Raw genomic sequence first — 14,765 nt, 5'->3', positions numbered from 1 at the left:
GGGATGACATGCGCTTAATTTTGCTAGGTGCTCCAGGTGCGGGCAAGGGAACTCAAGCTCAATTTATTTGCGAGAAGTTTGGTATTCCGCAAATCTCCACTGGCGATATGTTGCGCGCTGCAGTCAAAGCGGGTACCCCCCTCGGAATCGCTGCCAAGAAAATTATGGATGCGGGTGGCCTGGTTTCTGACGACATCATTATTGGCCTTGTCAAAGATCGCTTAACCCAACCCGATTGCCACAAAGGCTATCTCTTTGATGGCTTCCCACGGACCATTCCACAAGCGCAAGCCATGAAAGATGCGGCAGTGCCGATTGACTATGTACTTGAGATTGATGTGCCCTTTGATGCCATTATTGAGCGCATGAGTGGTCGCCGCGTGCACCCCGCTTCTGGTCGCTCGTATCACATCAAATTTAATCCTCCAAAAGTGAACGATAAAGATGATGTGACGGGTGAGCCGCTCATTCAGCGCGATGATGATCAAGAAGCAACCGTACGTAAGCGTCTGCAGGTTTACACCGATCAAACGCGCCCTCTCGTGGACTACTATTCAAAGTGGGCAAGCGAACCAGCAAGCTCTGGGGTTAAGGCGCCTGCCTATCGCAAGGTATCAGGCACAGGCTCGGTGGACGATATCACCAAAGCAATCTTCGCAGCGTTGCAGTAAGTTTTTTACTTCAGCTCTTTGAGAGCGCTCTCAAACGACTCGAGATCGGCAAAGCTACGATAGACCGATGCAAAGCGGATGTAGGCGACTTTATCTAAGCGCTTGAGTTCACGCATGACTAGTTCACCAACCCGCTCGCTAGGGATTTCTTTTTCGCCGGAGGCCATCAGTTTTTCTTCGATGCGTCCGATCGCATCATCAACCGCATCCGAGGAAACCGGGCGTTTGCGTAACGCTAAGCGGATCGAGCTCACTAATTTCTCATGGCTGTACTCCACCCGACTGCCATTTTTTTTCACAATGGCAGGCAGACTTAACTCGGCTCGCTCATAGGTGGTGAAGCGCTTATCGCACGATGCGCAGCGCCTGCGGCGTCTGACCGAATCGCCCTCATCCGATACCCGGGTATCCATCACCTGGGTATCGTCACTATGGCAAAACGGGCAACGCATGGGGCTTAATTTCCGTAGACGGGGAAACGTTTAGTAAGCGCATTCACTTGCTCGCGCACTTTTGCCAAATGATTAGCATCATTGGGGTGATCGAGTACGTCGGCAATCAGTTGCCCCACTTGCTTGGCTTCGGCCTCTTTAAAACCGCGCGTGGTCATCGCTGGAGAACCCAAGCGAATCCCACTCGTTACCATGGGTTTTTCAGGATCATTGGGAATCGCATTTTTGTTCACGGTAATGTGAGCAGCGCCTAATGCGGCCTCGGCTTCCTTACCGGTAATTTTCTTCGCACGTAGATCGACGAGCATCACGTGCGACTCCGTTCTACCCGAGACAATCCGCAGGCCCCGCTCAATCAACGAATTTGCTAAGGCTTGCGCATTGGCAATTACCTGCTTTTGATAGTCTTTAAAGCTAGGCTCTAAGGCTTCTTTAAATGCCACCGCCTTCGCGGCGATTACATGCATTAAGGGGCCACCTTGCATACCTGGGAATACCGCAGAGTTAATGGCTTTCTCATGCTCAGCTTTCATGAGAATGATGCCACCGCGTGGACCACGTAGACTCTTATGCGTCGTTGAAGTCACCACATCCGCATAGGGCACTGGATTGGGGTACACACCTGCAGCGATCAATCCTGCGTAGTGCGCCATGTCGACCATAAAAATGGCACCGATCTCTTTAGCCACTTTTGCAAAACGCTCAAAATCAATCTGCAAAGAATAAGCGGACGCACCAGCAATGATGAGTTTTGGTTTTTTCTCGCGCGCTAAGCGCTCCATTTGCTCGTAATCAATCGCTTCGTTTTGATCGAGTCCATAGGAGATCGCGTTAAACCATTTACCGCTCATATTAAGGGCCATACCATGCGATAAATGTCCGCCCTCAGCAAGGCTCATGCCCATAAAGGTATCGCCAGGCTTTAAAAAGGCTAAGAAAACCGCTTGATTAGCCGATGCTCCGCAATGGGGTTGCACATTGGCGGCGTCGGCTCCAAACAATTTCTTGACTCGATCGATCGCCAATTGCTCAGCCACATCGACAAATTCACAGCCACCGTAATAGCGCTTACCGGGATAACCCTCGGCATATTTGTTGGTTAATTGTGAGCCCTGAGCGGCCATCACTGCGGGTGAGGTATAGTTTTCAGAGGCGATGAGCTCAATATGCTCCTCTTGACGACGGTTCTCGTTTTGGATGCTAGTCCATAACTCAGGGTCAATGTGCGCTAAAGTGTGCTGACGATCAAACATAATGGCTTCCTAATTAATCACAAATCAATACCAAAATACGACAATTAAATTGCGGCAATCCAGTGAGGATTGGCTAAAATTACCCTCCATAATACAAAGTCCTTATGAACCCTACTGAAGACCTTTCTATTCTGACCCTGGTTCTCAACGCCAGCATCTTGGTTCAAGCGGTGATGGTATTACTCTTGAGCCTCTCTGTGGCCTCGTGGACCATCATTTTTCGAAAGGGCTCAAACTTACGCGCGGCGCGCCGTGAGACGGAGCGCTTTGAGCGTGATTTTTGGGCGGGTGGCGACTTGCAAACCTTATTTGAGGCTGCCCAGCGCAAAATGAGTAGCGCTGGTACCCAAGTCAATGCAGCAGTTTTAGAGCGCATCTTCGCTGCCGGGATGCAGGAGTTTTTAAAGGCCAAAGAAATCGATGCGGCACGGCGCGCGATGAAAGCCGCCTATCAACGCGAGATGGATCGCCTTGAAGCCAATTTGCCCTTTCTAGCATCCGTTGGCTCAGTATCTCCTTACATTGGACTCCTCGGAACAGTCTGGGGGATCATGCACGCCTTTCGCGGTTTGGCCAATGTGCAACAAGCGACTCTTGCGTCTGTGGCCCCAGGCATTGCAGAAGCGCTGGTAGCTACTGCGATCGGATTATTTGCAGCCATCCCTGCGGTCGTGGCTTATAACCGTTACTCCACCGATATTGATCGCCTCTCGATTCATTTTGAATCCTTTATCGAAGAGTTCACAAATATTTTGCAACGTCAAGGTGCTCGCCTCTAATCATCATGGCTAGCCGCTCATCCTTTCGCTCCTCTCGTCGGAAAGCGATTGCGGACATTAATGTGGTGCCCTACATCGATGTGATGTTGGTGCTCTTAGTCATCTTTATGGTGACCGCCCCACTCGTTAATCCCGGAGTGGTCAATCTTCCAACCGTGGGTGGCGCGAAGGTTCAAGCCCTACCCCCGGTCTTTATTACGATTGGTGCTGATGAGTCTATTACGATTCGCAAAGAGGGTGAGAGTACACAGACCATTTCTAAATTAGAGCTCGGCGCCTTTGCGCGCTCGCAAGCTGAAAAATCTGCTGAGCAACCGGTTGTTCTAGCGGCCGATAAATCCATCAAATACGAAGTGGTGATGGATGTGATGTCTCGCTTAAAAGAAAATGGTGTTAAACGCGTGGGATTGGCTGTTCGTAGTCAGTAATGATGAGTCAGCATGAGTAGCGCAACCCTTAATTCCTCGTGGCAGTTTCATGCGGATCGGGAACCGGGAACCACCAAAGCGTTTGTACTCTCATTAGGAGCCCATCTTTTTCTGATTGCTTTACTGACTTTGGGGATTCATTGGAAAACGAGTTCCAGCCCTGCTGGTGTTGAGGTGGAGCTCTGGGATGCAAGCGTTCCACCCCCAAGTGTTACACCCGCCCCCATAATGGATGTAAAGCCCGAAGCGGCTGAGATCGTTATTAAGAAAACCAAACCACCGCCTGAGCCACCCAAAGAGGCAGTAAGAAAACCCGAGCCCAAGCCTGAGAAAAAAGCAGAATCCAAGCCACCCGAGAAAAAGGCTGACCCTAAAGAAGATGCGGCTGCTAAAAAAGCTGCCGCTGCTGCGGAGAAAGCACGCCTGGATCAATTGGCCCGTTTAAAAGCAGCTGCTGGTGCTGAAGGCGGTAGTGGCGGCAAAGTGGGTGATGGCGTCGGTGCGGGCGGTAATGCCCCACCCGGCTACGCCGATCGGGTACGCAAGAAAATTAAACCCCTCATCGTCTTTAATACGGAGTCCACCAGCGGTAATCCAACGGTGGTGGTATTGGTTGATCTCGCTCCCGATGGCATGATTTTGAAACGGACCGTGACCTCGCCCAGCACCGATCCAGCCTGGGATCGTGCGGTCCTAATTGCGATTGATCGTGCCGAGAGCCTACCGCGTGACGAAAACGGCAAAATCCCGATGCGTCAAATCAAATTAACCTTTAAACCAAAAGATTAATTCAGGGTTCATAACAAGCGTCTAGAATATTGATCATGATATTCCAGCGCTTATGCACCATTCCCCTACTGGCACTTGGCATCATCATGGGGCTTTTCATCAACCCCGCGCATGCTCAAATGAATATTGAGATCAAGGGTGTTGGCCAAACCCTCTATCCGATTGCGGTTTCCCGATTTAAAGATGAGGACAAATTACCGGTCAAGATTTCCGATGTGATTCGCCAAAATCTCACACGTAGTGGTTACTTCCGAAATGTCGAGCTTGGCAATGGAGTCGAAGACGATCAAGTTGTTCCTAACTTCAAAACGTGGGCGGCGCGCGGCGCTGATGCCTTGGCAGTTGGGTCGGTCACCCAAAAATCCCCAGGGCAGTATGAGGTTCGTTACCGCTTATACGACATTCGTAAGGGCGAGAGTCTTAATGGATTAATTGTTTCAGCCAGTGAAGATAACTTGCGCCTGGCAGCCCACAAAATTTCAGATGACATCATCTTCAAACTCTTGGGTGAGCGCGGCGTATTCTCCACCCGTCTGTCATATGTCATGAAAGAGGGTAAGCGCTATCGCTTAGTCATCTCGGACGCCGATGGTCAGAATATGCGCAACGCGCTCAATAGTAGTGAGCCCATCATTTCTGTAGCGTGGTCGCCCGATGGTCAAAAGATCGCTTATGTATCCTTTGAAGATCGCAAGCCCATCGTTTATGTGCATGAGCTGGCGACAGGCCGTCGCATTGTTCTCTCCAATGAGCGCGGCAACAACAGCGCCCCATCCTGGGCTCCCGACGGCAAAAGCCTAGCAATCTCACTCTCCAAAGATGGCAATACGCAAATCTATCGAGTCAATGCCGATGGCAGTAATCTAAGGCGCCTCACACAAGGCAATACGATTGATACCGAGCCACAGTTTTCTCCCGACGGTAAATTTATTTATTTCACGAGCGATCGTGGCGGCAATCCACAAATTTATCGGATGAGTGCCGATGGAGAGCGCGGCGAACCAGCTAGACGAATCACCTTTAAGCAACCCTATGCAACCTCAGCGCGTATCTCACCCGATGGTAAGTACTTGGCTTACATCGGCGGTGCAGGCGGCGGCTTCAAGCTCTTTTTAATGAATCTCCTCACGGGTGATAGCACTCCCATGACCGATACCAGCTTTGATGAGTCCCCAAGTTTTGCGGCCAACGGTCGCTACATTCTGTACTCAACCCAAGTCGGGGGTAAAAAAGTATTGGCAGCGGTTTCGGTTGATGGCTATGTCAAACAAATATTAAGTGTTCCAGGATCCGATGTACGTCAACCATCCTGGGGACCATTTATGGATCGCTAATCGGTTTTAGTGATGCATGATCCGAGGCATAATAGTGGTCAGTATGTAATTCATCGGTTTACGAAGACCATCAATTTATTCGAGGGAGAGCGCATGAAAACCACATCACCCCAGCGTCGCTTAGTACTAACCAGCATTTTGGGAGGCATTGGCTTACTCAGTGCGTGCTCGTCGGGCGTTAAATTAGATGATGTCAGTACCATGAAAACCCAAGAGGCCAAGAGTAGCAATATTGCTTCTCAGCCATGGAATGACCCTAAGAGCCCGCTCTTTCAGCGCAGCATCTATTTTGACTTTGATGAATACACCATCAAACCCCAATATCAAAATATGCTACAAGCCGGAGCTGCTTTCTTAAAACAAAACCCCCAACAAAAGATCATGATTCAGGGCAATACCGATGATCGTGGTACCGCCGAATATAACCTCGCTCTTGGTCAACGACGCTCAGATGCCGTTCGTAAAGCCCTCGCAGCGCTGGGCGTACCCGATAGCCAAATGGAAGCCGTGAGTCTTGGTAAAGAAAAACCCAAAGCAGAAGGTAACACCGAAGCTGCATGGGCTGAGAACCGTCGCGCTGACATCATCTACATCACCAAATAAGAGCAAATCGCTTGACCGCTATCTCCAGATTTATTCATACCGCTCTTACGATTGCATTGGGGGCATTACTTTCAAGTAATGCGTGGGCGATCTTCTCGGATGACGAGGCTCGCAAAGCAATCCTAGAGATGCGCAAATCGGTTCAAGCCTCGCAAGGCGCGATTCTGGATTTACAAAATCAAATCGAGAAACTGCGTACAGAAAACGCCCAACTACGCGGCCAAATCGAGACCTTGCAAAAGCAAACGGAAGATCTCACCAAGAATCAAAAAACCTACTATCAAGATTTAGATAATCGCCTGACTCGATTTGAACCTCAAACCGTCGAGGTGGAAGGTGTGACTGGTGTGGTTCAACCTGGTGAGCGGTCTGCATATGAAGAAGCGCTCAATGCATTTCAGAACAATCAGCTCAAAAAAGCCGATACCGATCTCAATGCGTTTATCCGGAAATACCCATCTAGCCCTTATTTACCCCTTGCACTCTTTTGGTCCGGTAATACCAAGTACGCACTGAAGGATTACAACGGCTCCATCAATCAATTACAAACTTTGATTACCCGCTTCCCAGGCCATCAACGGGTTCCCCCAGCAATGCTCACGCTTGGCAATGCCAATCTTGAGTCGGGGAAGAAAGCGGTGGCCAAAAAGGTCCTAAGCGATCTAATTGCCAAATACCCAGACTCTGAGGCTGCCAAAGAAGCAAAGTCGATTGTTGCCAATATCAAGTAAGTAAATCCTGGATTTCTAATTTTGGACTTTTCTGCTCTCCGGCATTCGTTTACTCCAGCACAGGCACGCTCTCCCAATAGCCCTGCAGTCATTCTGTTCTCTGGCGGTTTGGACTCCACGACTATTCTGGCGCTTGCCAAACAACTCGGCTATCGCTGTTATGCCCTCTCAGTTCATTACGGCCAAAAGCATTCGTCTGAGTTAGATGCTGCAAAACGGATTGCCCAGTCGTTCGGTGTTGAGCGCCATGAAGTTATCCACCTGGATCTTGCCCGCTTTGGTGGGTCCGCCCTCACTGACGAGATGCTGCGTGTTCCAACCGAGGGCGATCCAAAGACAACAGACATCCCGATTACCTATGTACCCGCTCGCAACACCATCATGCTCTCGATGGCCCTAGCCTGGGCCGAGTCTCTAGGCAGTATTGATGTGTTCTATGGTGCTAATGCAGTGGATTACTCTGGGTATCCAGATTGTCGGCCTGAGTATGTGAAGTCCTTCGAAACCATGGCGAACTTAGCCACAAAAGCTGGGGTCGAATCTACTAATGAGCAGCACCGATTTCGGATCCACGCGCCCATCATTTCCATGAGTAAGGCCCAGATCATTCAACTGGGTCAGTCCTTAGGAATCGACTACAGCCAAACCGTTTCGTGCTATCAAGCCAATCAAGAAGGTCAAGCCTGCGGCGTTTGTGAATCGTGTCAACTTCGTAAAGTAGGATTTAAAGAGGCTGGGGTAGCCGATCCAACGAGATATCAGTATTAAGTTGAGTCTTTACTAAGCATGCGCGCCACATAACGCGCGATCAGATCCACTTCCAAGTTAACGTGATCGCCTACCTTGAGTTGGCCAAGGGTGGTGTGATCCAGGGTATGAGGAATGATGTTAATTTCAATGGGGCATTGAGATTGATCTTTGGGCCCCGCTTGATTGACCGTTAGCGATACGCCATTGACTACTATCGATCCTTTGTAGGCCAGATAAGGGGCCAATGATTGCGGGGCATCGATTACTAATTTCCATGAGCCATAGGCATCGCCTTGAACGGGGGTAAATGATTGAACCGTACCTATTCCATCGACATGGCCACTGACCAAGTGGCCTCCGAGACGATCATTAAATCGTAGAGCCTTTTCTAGATTCACAGAACCAAGTTTGTCGAGTCCTGTTGTTTTTGAGATCGACTCCTTAGAAACATCCACTTCAAAGGCGTTGGCTTGCATAGTCGTAACCGTCATGCAGGCGCCATTAAGGGCGATGCTATCCCCGATCGCCACATCATCAAGATAGTTAGCAGGGGTTGTGACGGTTAAATGGAGGCCATCCCCTTTGGGAGCGAGATGGGTAATTTCACCAATCGCGGTAATGATTCCAGTAAACATGAATGCACTATATCAGTTTGGAGAGCAATAAATACTATGGGCGTACAGCACGAATGCGCAGGTCATCTCCGATCAAAGTGTGCTCCATAATCTTCCAAGCACTGCGCTCAGAAAGCTCTTGAAGTGATCCAATATTGGCCATTCCCAGGCCCTCACCCAAAAAGCAGGGCGCCTGATAGATGAGTAGCTCATCGACACAGCCCTCACGAATGAGTGAACCATTTAATTTGTAACCTGCTTCAACATGCACTTCATTAATCTCACGCTCTTTAGCCAAATACGCAAGGAGTTTAGGTAAGTCCACCTTACCCTTTGCATTCGCAAGTTGCACTACTTCAATACCGCGCCCTGCCAACTCTTTTTGGGTTTTCTGTAAGTGGCCTGACTCTGGATTAGCGCAAACGATGATGGCATTCGCATCACTCAGCACCTTAGCTCCTAGCGGAATCTCCAATTGCGAATCCACAATCACTCGTAATGGCTGACGCTGAGTGCTCACCTCACGTACCGTGAGAGCTGGATCATCTTCCCTGACCGTACCCACCCCCGAAAGAATGGCGCATGCTTGGGCCCGCCAATGATGACCATCGGCACGCGCAGCTGGTCCTGTAATCCACTGACTCTTACCATTGAGTAGCGCAGTACGACCATCCAAACTCGATGCAATCTTCATGCGCATATATGAAAGACCCTGGGTCATGCGTTTGATAAATCCAGGATTTAGTAAGGCCGCTTCATGCGCCATTAAACCAAGATCCACCTGAATGCCATGCTTTTGTAAGCTTGCGATACCCTGCCCCGAGACCTTGGGATTGGGATCTTGCATGGCAATGACCACGCGCTGTGGAGAAAGTTTTATCAGCGCATCACAACACGGGGGTGTGCGACCAGTATGCGAACAAGGTTCCAACGTGACATAAAACGTACTGGCAGCAAAATCAGCGTCACCTGCTCCCAACCGTCGTGCATTAGCGATCGCCTCAATCTCAGCGTGCTGAGACCCCACTTGCTGGGTAAATCCTTTACCCAAAATCTGCTCACCCTTGGTGATCACGCAACCCACCCGTGGATTTGGGTTAGAGAGGTATAGGGCTTTCTTAGCCTCATCAAGTGCGAAGGCCATCATCTGCTGATCAAGTGAACTAAATTGGGTCATAGTGCTATTAAACCCGATTTATTGATCTGACTAAATACACTAACAACCCAGCCCTTTAGGATTCGTTGCAGAATTTGGGTTACATATACGCCAGCGGCCACTTGCTGCCAAGATGACATGACGCTGCAGGGATGTGTTCTTGGTGTGAGCAAAAATCAAGCGATTAGCGACAAAGCCGCCATGTTTTGATTTCGCCCCGCCCGCAGGATTAAATCGAATCTGACTTTGGCCAGAATGTGGATCCACAAACCCCTTGGAATGAATCGCAATATTAGCAGGTAAGGAATGTCGAACAATCTTTTCTGGCGAGCCATTTATATCAAGGCCCTCAAGCTGCCAACCTGAATTCCAATTCGCTTCATCATCATTCCTTGCTCTTGGCTTTAAGAGCATATCGCGACCCCGATAGAGAGCGCGCTGTCTTGCAAACTGTGCGTGGTAAATGAACTGGCGCGCCGCATGCTCGAGCTCGCGCTCATAGAACTGATTTTGGATTTGAGGAACCCCAAACATCAGCAGCAAACTGATGAGCGCGATGACCACCATCAACTCCAATAAGGTATACCCCTGCTCCCCATACCCTCGCGAGTGAAATGAATAATATTCTTGTCCTCTACTCATAGATTAGCTGCCAATTGATGCGGCTGAGGTGTTGGCTGGAGATTTGATAACGAAGCATGCTACGAAGCCGAATTCCTTGACCAACTTCCATCTCGACTAGTAGCGTGTTTTTCATTGGATGTTTCTGTTGATGGACCATTTGTGTTGCACTCATGAGCTTTAGTCGACAGCCCTCCGAACCTAATACATCGAGGTCCTCCTGCGACGAATTAGGCTCATGAATCAATGATCTTCTAAGCTGATCTTCACACTGGGTTGAGAGCGCTTCCGCTCTCTCAAACTGGGACAGATATTGGACCTGGGTCGCATGCGATTGAATCTCAAGGGCGATCACCGACTCTAACTGGGCTACCGCCCATGCCAGATAAAGTAAAAGACTCATCACCCAAAGCAATATCATGGGTTATAAATGCCATGGCGCTGACTAATGTAGCGCGTCTGCTCGATGACCCGCGTTGGGTTATTTGACCCTCCATGGGGTTGTACGCGCAGAGTAATGCCAACCAGGCCGCTTGGGGTCCGAGAGACAGTAGGCGCTTGGCTCAGTGAATGTGCTCTTACCCAGTTAATCTGCAAGGACTGAACCTTACTCAGAATTTCACCCTGATGTAACCGACCTTGACGATCGACGCTCTGACACATCAGCGTCTGGGTTCGAGAATCATGCCGACTGGGTTCTACATAAAACCGCTGATAGGCCTGTTGTTTGATAGTGCGTTCGAGTGCTAAAGGATTACCCATGCAGTCATACCCTAATTTGTCCGGAATATCTTGGGTAAGCACAATGGCATCAGAACCGCGAGAAGAGCCGCCTTTTTGGATGGTGATTGGGTTTGCTGTCAATGAATTCTGCATTGAGCTAGATTGATACCCCGCACCTTGAATCGCTCGACTGATTAACTCCAGTGAGCGATCCATATTCTGTTGTAGCAAAACTCGATCCTCGAGCTGAGCGTGATGAGTAAGTACTTGATGAACTAACCATGCAGATGGCAAAAGCAAAATAGCGCTGAGTGTGAGTGCTGTTAAGCACGCTAGTAGGCTCATTGTTTTGATCGAGGCGAATTTTTTGGTTGCTGGCTTTTGAATCGATTCAAATAAATTGCAATCTCATGCTGGTTCTTCCGATGAATCCATGCGGCATGGGACTTCTCTAATTGAATAGACTTCATGACGAGTTTTGAATAAACCGTGTGGGCGACCCTAATACTGCCCACGATAAGGGCCATCGCAATCAAAAGCTCAAATAAGACCATTCCAGATTCGGGTAAATGGTCATCGTTCATTAGGATTCTCCTGAAGTGGCTGATCCCCAAGATTGTTCATAAATCCACAGGGCTTCACCATCAGCCTCTTCTGAAAATCCTGTTGTAGAGCCCTACAAAGAGCAAGAAGGCTTAAAATGACGCTCTATTTGCAAATTCCACAACCATGCCAAACTCACTATTACCAGCCATTAGCCCCGTTCATGAGATCGTGGCCGACCTTCGTGCTGGCAAGATGATCATCTTGGTTGATGAAGAGGACCGTGAAAATGAAGGTGATTTAGTTCTTGCCGCTGATCACGTCAGTGCTGAGGCCATTAACTTCATGGCCAAGCATGGTCGCGGTCTCATTTGCCTCACCCTCACGAAAGAGCGTTGCCAGCAATTAAACCTGCCTCTGATGGTTCGAGACAATGGCACTGCCCTAGGTACAAACTTCACGGTTTCGATTGAAGCCGCCAGTGGCGTAACGACTGGGATCTCAGCAGCTGATCGAGCACGCACCATCCAGGCCGCAGTTGCCCCAAATGCCAAACCAGCCGACTTGGTTCAGCCAGGTCACGTCTTTCCTTTAATGGCTCAACCTGGAGGTGTCTTAATTCGCTCTGGCCACACGGAAGCCGGTTGTGATTTAGCAAGTCTTGCTGGTTGCTCGCCCACTGCCGTGATTTGCGAAATCATGAAAGACGATGGCAGTATGGCACGCTTGCCCGATCTCATCGAATTTGCTAAAGAGCATCAACTCAAGATTGGAACGATTGCGGATCTAATTCAGTATCGCAGTCAAACAGAGAGTATTGTGTTGCGCGAAGGCGTGCGCGAGTTTGCCAGCCCTTGGGGTCGATTTACAGGTGTAGTGTATCGAGATACGCCGAGTAACTGCTTACACCTTGCACTGGTTCAAGGAGACCCGCAGTCTGCTGAAGAATCGATTGTGCGGGTTCATGAACCGGTTACTGTTTTGGATCTTTTGGATATTGATCAATCCACGCATTCCTGGCCTTTAAGTAAAGCCCTACAAATGATCACCAATTCACCGTGCGGCGTTGCTGTTTTACTTAATGCTGCAGGAGTTGCTGCTCCCAACGAGCTCAAATGGCTTTCACAGTTTGAGAAGCTAACTCAATTGGACCAAGGTTCCAATCACAACCCTTCAAAACCACCCGGTCAATCCAGTGCGGAGCGAAAAACCGATTTCCGTAGTTACGGAATTGGGGCACAAATACTTAAAGACTTGGGTGTGCGCAAAATGCGTTTACTAGCCAACTCCTCTAGAGTACCGAGTTTGTCTGGCTATCAGTTAGAAATTATTGATCACATCCCCTACACACCAATCTCATCTTGAGGAATAGCGCATGAACGACATCGATGTCTTTGAGGCTGACTTAAATGGTCAAGACCTAAGGGTGGCAATTGTGCAAGCTCGTTTTAATGAAGAGCACTGCAAAGCGCTATCGGAAGCCTGCATCACCGAGCTACTGAACTTAGGGGTGGCTCATCAAGACATTCAACTTGTTACAGTACCTGGTGCCTTAGAGATTGGCTTTGCCCTCTCCCAACTTGCGAAGACCCACGAGTTTGATGCCATGATTGCCCTGGGCGCTGTGATTCGGGGGGAAACCTACCACTTTGAATTAGTCTCTAATGAATCTGCGAGCGCCATTACTCGCATTAGTTTGGATCACGACATTCCGATTGCCAATGGGGTGCTAACGTGCGATACCGATGATCAAGCATTTGCACGCGCACTTGAAAAGGGTCGTGATTGTGCCCGCGCCGCAGTTGAAATGGCTAATCTCGCCCTAGCAATCAATCCTGATCTCGATATTGAGTCAGCGTAATTACATGACGGCTGGATCGACCCAAAACCCAAAGCGCTCGCTCACGCCGCGAAGGCGTGCCCGCGAGTATGCCTTGCAGGGCATCTATCAGTATTTGGTGATTCAAAAGGCGGGCGAGCTAAGCGATGCCCCCTTAACAATCAGTGCGATCACAAAACAACTTGGCGAAGATCCGGCATTTAAAAAATGTCAGGGTGATTTATTTGCCAACATCTTCCAGGGGGTGATTGGCCAGCATCAAGAGCTTGATGCACTCATTATTCCGGAGTTGGATCGACCCTTGGCTGAACTATCACCAGTAGAGCATGCTGCCATGCTGATCGGTACCTATGAGTTAGCTGCTGATCTATCGGTACCCTACAAGGTTGCAATTAATGAAGCTGTGGAGTTAGCAAAAACCTTTGGTGGCACCGATGGCCATAAATACGTCAATGGGGTATTGGATCAGCTTGCCCAAAAACTGCGGCAAGCTGAAATCGCAGCAGATTAAACGTTACCGCCTAAGCGGCGCGCAACGTTACGCAACTCTTCGCGCTCTGTGAATACCTTATGGGTATAGGTACCAATCCCGCTAGCTGCATTGGGGGCGCCCAAATAACTCTTTAAACCATCCTCAAGCGATCCAGCGCGAGCGATACAAGCCTTCAAAATCAGAGCCCCCACCCGAATGTTCGCCTCAGGGATAAAGGCCGCTAAGGGGCCGCCATAGGGCTCAAATTTCTCTTGATGGACATGGGTTCGAACCTGCATTAATCCTTGTGCACCCGCACGGCTCTCAGCGCGCGGGTTTAGGCTAGATTCCGTCGCCATCACCGCCAAGATGAGGGTGGGGTCTAAGTTGACCTCTTTACTCACCATCATGGCTTGATTGACATAGAAAAGAGTGTCTTCTAAAGAAATCCGAAACTTTTTAGCTAAATGCTCCGCCACCGCGCGACGCTCATTCTCAGATCGCAATATAGAGCGATCAATTGCACTTAAGTCGACCAAATGTCCTGGGATTTGCGATGCGGGTCCCGCAATAGAAGAGATGCTTTGAGGATTTGAGCTCCAAAATTTGAGCTGATTAGACGACTCATCAGCCGTTAAGATTTCAGCGCTATCCGCCCCAAGAATCAGTGCACGGGCCTCTGCAGGAACTAAGTAGTGGGCAAGATCAAATATTCCAGCACCGGTGCGGGGGCCAAGCAACCAAACAGCAAGAATAGCGGCAACCATAAATGCAAAAAGGCGTTGTATGAGCCTAGCTAAGGATGCAGAGGCCAAGTGCTGTTCAATCCCAATTGTCTTTGGCAAATTAAATGGTTTCATTGCTTGGGTCACACACAATACAAAGAATCTAAATAACTAGACTCAATTTATATTGCAGTGCAACAACTGTTAAACATGCCGAATCTTAGAAACCCCTATATAACCTGTCAAGAATAAAGAAATGATTTTATATATCAATTAATTCA

Annotated in this window: 20 protein-coding genes; 11 read left to right on the top strand and 9 right to left on the bottom strand. The window is 49.2% G+C overall.

Translation table 11 applies throughout. The features are described 5' to 3' along the window. The first annotated feature begins 8 nt into the window (after positions 1-8). Positions 9-671 carry an adenylate kinase gene (gene adk, locus QUE64_RS01375; RefSeq protein ID WP_286225582.1) on the top strand — a complete coding sequence of 221 codons (663 nt, stop codon included), beginning with the start codon at positions 9-11 and terminating at the stop codon, positions 669-671. Between the two features lie 5 nt (positions 672-676). Here adk and nrdR read toward each other — a convergent pair whose 3' ends face one another. Both nrdR and glyA read right to left on the bottom strand, forming a co-directional pair. Further along, positions 677-1,123, bottom strand: coding sequence for a transcriptional regulator NrdR (nrdR, locus tag QUE64_RS01370; RefSeq protein WP_108507803.1), 447 nt, complete (start codon positions 1,121-1,123; stop codon positions 677-679). A gap of 5 nt (positions 1,124-1,128) precedes the next feature. Continuing rightward, on the bottom strand, positions 1,129-2,376 hold the full coding sequence (gene glyA, locus QUE64_RS01365; RefSeq protein ID WP_286223949.1) for a serine hydroxymethyltransferase: 1,248 nt from the start codon (positions 2,374-2,376) through the stop codon (positions 1,129-1,131). Positions 2,377-2,480: 104 nt separating this feature from the next. On the opposite strand from glyA, the gene tolQ reads away from it, so the two are divergent. The 7 genes from tolQ (at position 2,481) to queC (ending at position 7,808) form a co-directional block, all read left to right on the top strand. Beyond that, the gene (gene tolQ, locus QUE64_RS01360) at positions 2,481-3,155 is read left to right on the top strand and encodes a protein TolQ (RefSeq protein WP_286223948.1); all 675 of its coding nucleotides are present in this window, start codon (positions 2,481-2,483) and stop codon (positions 3,153-3,155) included. Positions 3,156-3,160: 5 nt separating this feature from the next. Continuing rightward, on the top strand, positions 3,161-3,583 hold the full coding sequence (gene tolR / locus QUE64_RS01355) for a protein TolR (protein ID WP_286225581.1): 423 nt from the start codon (positions 3,161-3,163) through the stop codon (positions 3,581-3,583). A 12-nt stretch (positions 3,584-3,595) separates the two neighbouring features. Next, the gene (gene tolA / locus QUE64_RS01350) at positions 3,596-4,372 is read left to right on the top strand and encodes a cell envelope integrity protein TolA (RefSeq protein WP_286225580.1); all 777 of its coding nucleotides are present in this window, start codon (positions 3,596-3,598) and stop codon (positions 4,370-4,372) included. A 35-nt stretch (positions 4,373-4,407) separates the two neighbouring features. Beyond that, entirely contained in the window at positions 4,408-5,706 is a 1,299-nt protein-coding gene (gene tolB / locus QUE64_RS01345) for a Tol-Pal system beta propeller repeat protein TolB (protein WP_458574688.1), read from the top strand. A gap of 93 nt (positions 5,707-5,799) precedes the next feature. Beyond that, entirely contained in the window at positions 5,800-6,309 is a 510-nt protein-coding gene (gene pal / locus QUE64_RS01340; RefSeq protein ID WP_286223945.1) for a peptidoglycan-associated lipoprotein Pal, read from the top strand. Positions 6,310-6,320: 11 nt separating this feature from the next. Continuing rightward, positions 6,321-7,040 carry a tol-pal system protein YbgF gene (gene ybgF, locus QUE64_RS01335; RefSeq protein ID WP_286225579.1) on the top strand — a complete coding sequence of 240 codons (720 nt, stop codon included), beginning with the start codon at positions 6,321-6,323 and terminating at the stop codon, positions 7,038-7,040. Positions 7,041-7,130: 90 nt separating this feature from the next. Beyond that, on the top strand, positions 7,131-7,808 hold the full coding sequence (gene queC / locus QUE64_RS01330) for a 7-cyano-7-deazaguanine synthase QueC (RefSeq protein ID WP_286224697.1): 678 nt from the start codon (positions 7,131-7,133) through the stop codon (positions 7,806-7,808). Here queC and QUE64_RS01325 read toward each other — a convergent pair. From QUE64_RS01325 to QUE64_RS01300, 6 genes are read right to left on the bottom strand one after another with little or no spacing between them, the layout of a single operon-like run. Further along, positions 7,805-8,425, bottom strand: coding sequence for a riboflavin synthase (locus tag QUE64_RS01325; RefSeq protein WP_286223942.1), 621 nt, complete (start codon positions 8,423-8,425; stop codon positions 7,805-7,807). The two genes, queC and QUE64_RS01325, sit on opposite strands and share 4 nt — an antisense overlap. A 34-nt stretch (positions 8,426-8,459) precedes the next feature. Then, positions 8,460-9,581 (bottom strand): bifunctional diaminohydroxyphosphoribosylaminopyrimidine deaminase/5-amino-6-(5-phosphoribosylamino)uracil reductase RibD, encoded by a 1,122-nt coding sequence (ribD, locus tag QUE64_RS01320; protein ID WP_286225578.1) that lies wholly within the window; start codon positions 9,579-9,581, stop codon positions 8,460-8,462. Positions 9,582-9,620: 39 nt separating this feature from the next. Further along, positions 9,621-10,202 carry a GspH/FimT family pseudopilin gene (locus QUE64_RS01315; RefSeq protein WP_286225577.1) on the bottom strand — a complete coding sequence of 194 codons (582 nt, stop codon included), beginning with the start codon at positions 10,200-10,202 and terminating at the stop codon, positions 9,621-9,623. Then, positions 10,195-10,584, bottom strand: coding sequence for a hypothetical protein (locus tag QUE64_RS01310; protein ID WP_286223939.1), 390 nt, complete (start codon positions 10,582-10,584; stop codon positions 10,195-10,197). Before QUE64_RS01310 ends, QUE64_RS01315 begins: the two co-directional genes overlap by 8 nt. 14 nt (positions 10,585-10,598) lie before the next feature. Continuing rightward, on the bottom strand, positions 10,599-11,249 hold the full coding sequence (locus tag QUE64_RS01305; protein WP_286225576.1) for a hypothetical protein: 651 nt from the start codon (positions 11,247-11,249) through the stop codon (positions 10,599-10,601). Further along, positions 11,246-11,488 (bottom strand): hypothetical protein, encoded by a 243-nt coding sequence (locus tag QUE64_RS01300; RefSeq protein ID WP_286225575.1) that lies wholly within the window; start codon positions 11,486-11,488, stop codon positions 11,246-11,248. The genes QUE64_RS01305 and QUE64_RS01300 overlap by 4 nt, the downstream gene beginning before the upstream one ends. A gap of 145 nt (positions 11,489-11,633) precedes the next feature. Between QUE64_RS01300 and ribBA the strand changes: the two genes are divergently transcribed. Genes ribBA through nusB form a run of 3 tightly spaced genes read left to right on the top strand, consistent with a single transcriptional unit; the run spans position 11,634 to position 13,798 of the window. Further along, the gene (gene ribBA / locus QUE64_RS01295) at positions 11,634-12,812 is read left to right on the top strand and encodes a bifunctional 3,4-dihydroxy-2-butanone-4-phosphate synthase/GTP cyclohydrolase II (RefSeq protein WP_286225574.1); all 1,179 of its coding nucleotides are present in this window, start codon (positions 11,634-11,636) and stop codon (positions 12,810-12,812) included. A 10-nt stretch (positions 12,813-12,822) separates the two neighbouring features. Further along, positions 12,823-13,308 carry a 6,7-dimethyl-8-ribityllumazine synthase gene (gene ribH, locus QUE64_RS01290; RefSeq protein ID WP_286225573.1) on the top strand — a complete coding sequence of 162 codons (486 nt, stop codon included), beginning with the start codon at positions 12,823-12,825 and terminating at the stop codon, positions 13,306-13,308. A gap of 4 nt (positions 13,309-13,312) precedes the next feature. Further along, on the top strand, positions 13,313-13,798 hold the full coding sequence (gene nusB / locus QUE64_RS01285) for a transcription antitermination factor NusB (protein WP_286226137.1): 486 nt from the start codon (positions 13,313-13,315) through the stop codon (positions 13,796-13,798). Here the strand turns inward: nusB and QUE64_RS01280 are convergent. Continuing rightward, positions 13,795-14,619 (bottom strand): lytic transglycosylase domain-containing protein, encoded by an 825-nt coding sequence (locus tag QUE64_RS01280; protein ID WP_286225572.1) that lies wholly within the window; start codon positions 14,617-14,619, stop codon positions 13,795-13,797. The genes nusB and QUE64_RS01280 overlap by 4 nt on opposite strands. Positions 14,620-14,765 lie beyond the last annotated feature (146 nt).

Source organism: Polynucleobacter sp. HIN7, assembly GCF_030297595.1.
Taxonomy (GTDB): domain Bacteria; phylum Pseudomonadota; class Gammaproteobacteria; order Burkholderiales; family Burkholderiaceae; genus Polynucleobacter.
Note: the sequence above shows the minus strand (reverse complement) of the source record. Positions and strands in the feature narration are given on the sequence as shown.

Coding starts and splice junctions, on each gene's coding strand:
- adk (WP_286225582.1), top strand. CDS start 9: ATGCGCTTAATTTTGCTAGGTGCTCCAGGTGCGGGCAAGGGAACTCAA.
- nrdR (WP_108507803.1), bottom strand. CDS start 1,123: ATGCGTTGCCCGTTTTGCCATAGTGACGATACCCAGGTGATGGATACC.
- glyA (WP_286223949.1), bottom strand. CDS start 2,376: ATGTTTGATCGTCAGCACACTTTAGCGCACATTGACCCTGAGTTATGG.
- tolQ (WP_286223948.1), top strand. CDS start 2,481: ATGAACCCTACTGAAGACCTTTCTATTCTGACCCTGGTTCTCAACGCC.
- tolR (WP_286225581.1), top strand. CDS start 3,161: ATGGCTAGCCGCTCATCCTTTCGCTCCTCTCGTCGGAAAGCGATTGCG.
- tolA (WP_286225580.1), top strand. CDS start 3,596: ATGAGTAGCGCAACCCTTAATTCCTCGTGGCAGTTTCATGCGGATCGG.
- tolB (WP_458574688.1), top strand. CDS start 4,408: ATGATATTCCAGCGCTTATGCACCATTCCCCTACTGGCACTTGGCATC.
- pal (WP_286223945.1), top strand. CDS start 5,800: ATGAAAACCACATCACCCCAGCGTCGCTTAGTACTAACCAGCATTTTG.
- QUE64_RS01325 (WP_286223942.1), bottom strand. CDS start 8,425: ATGTTTACTGGAATCATTACCGCGATTGGTGAAATTACCCATCTCGCT.
- ribD (WP_286225578.1), bottom strand. CDS start 9,581: ATGACCCAATTTAGTTCACTTGATCAGCAGATGATGGCCTTCGCACTT.
- QUE64_RS01315 (WP_286225577.1), bottom strand. CDS start 10,202: ATGAGTAGAGGACAAGAATATTATTCATTTCACTCGCGAGGGTATGGG.
- QUE64_RS01310 (WP_286223939.1), bottom strand. CDS start 10,584: ATGAGTCTTTTACTTTATCTGGCATGGGCGGTAGCCCAGTTAGAGTCG.
- QUE64_RS01305 (WP_286225576.1), bottom strand. CDS start 11,249: ATGAGCCTACTAGCGTGCTTAACAGCACTCACACTCAGCGCTATTTTG.
- QUE64_RS01300 (WP_286225575.1), bottom strand. CDS start 11,488: ATGAACGATGACCATTTACCCGAATCTGGAATGGTCTTATTTGAGCTT.
- ribBA (WP_286225574.1), top strand. CDS start 11,634: ATGCCAAACTCACTATTACCAGCCATTAGCCCCGTTCATGAGATCGTG.
- ribH (WP_286225573.1), top strand. CDS start 12,823: ATGAACGACATCGATGTCTTTGAGGCTGACTTAAATGGTCAAGACCTA.
- nusB (WP_286226137.1), top strand. CDS start 13,313: ATGACGGCTGGATCGACCCAAAACCCAAAGCGCTCGCTCACGCCGCGA.
- QUE64_RS01280 (WP_286225572.1), bottom strand. CDS start 14,619: ATGAAACCATTTAATTTGCCAAAGACAATTGGGATTGAACAGCACTTG.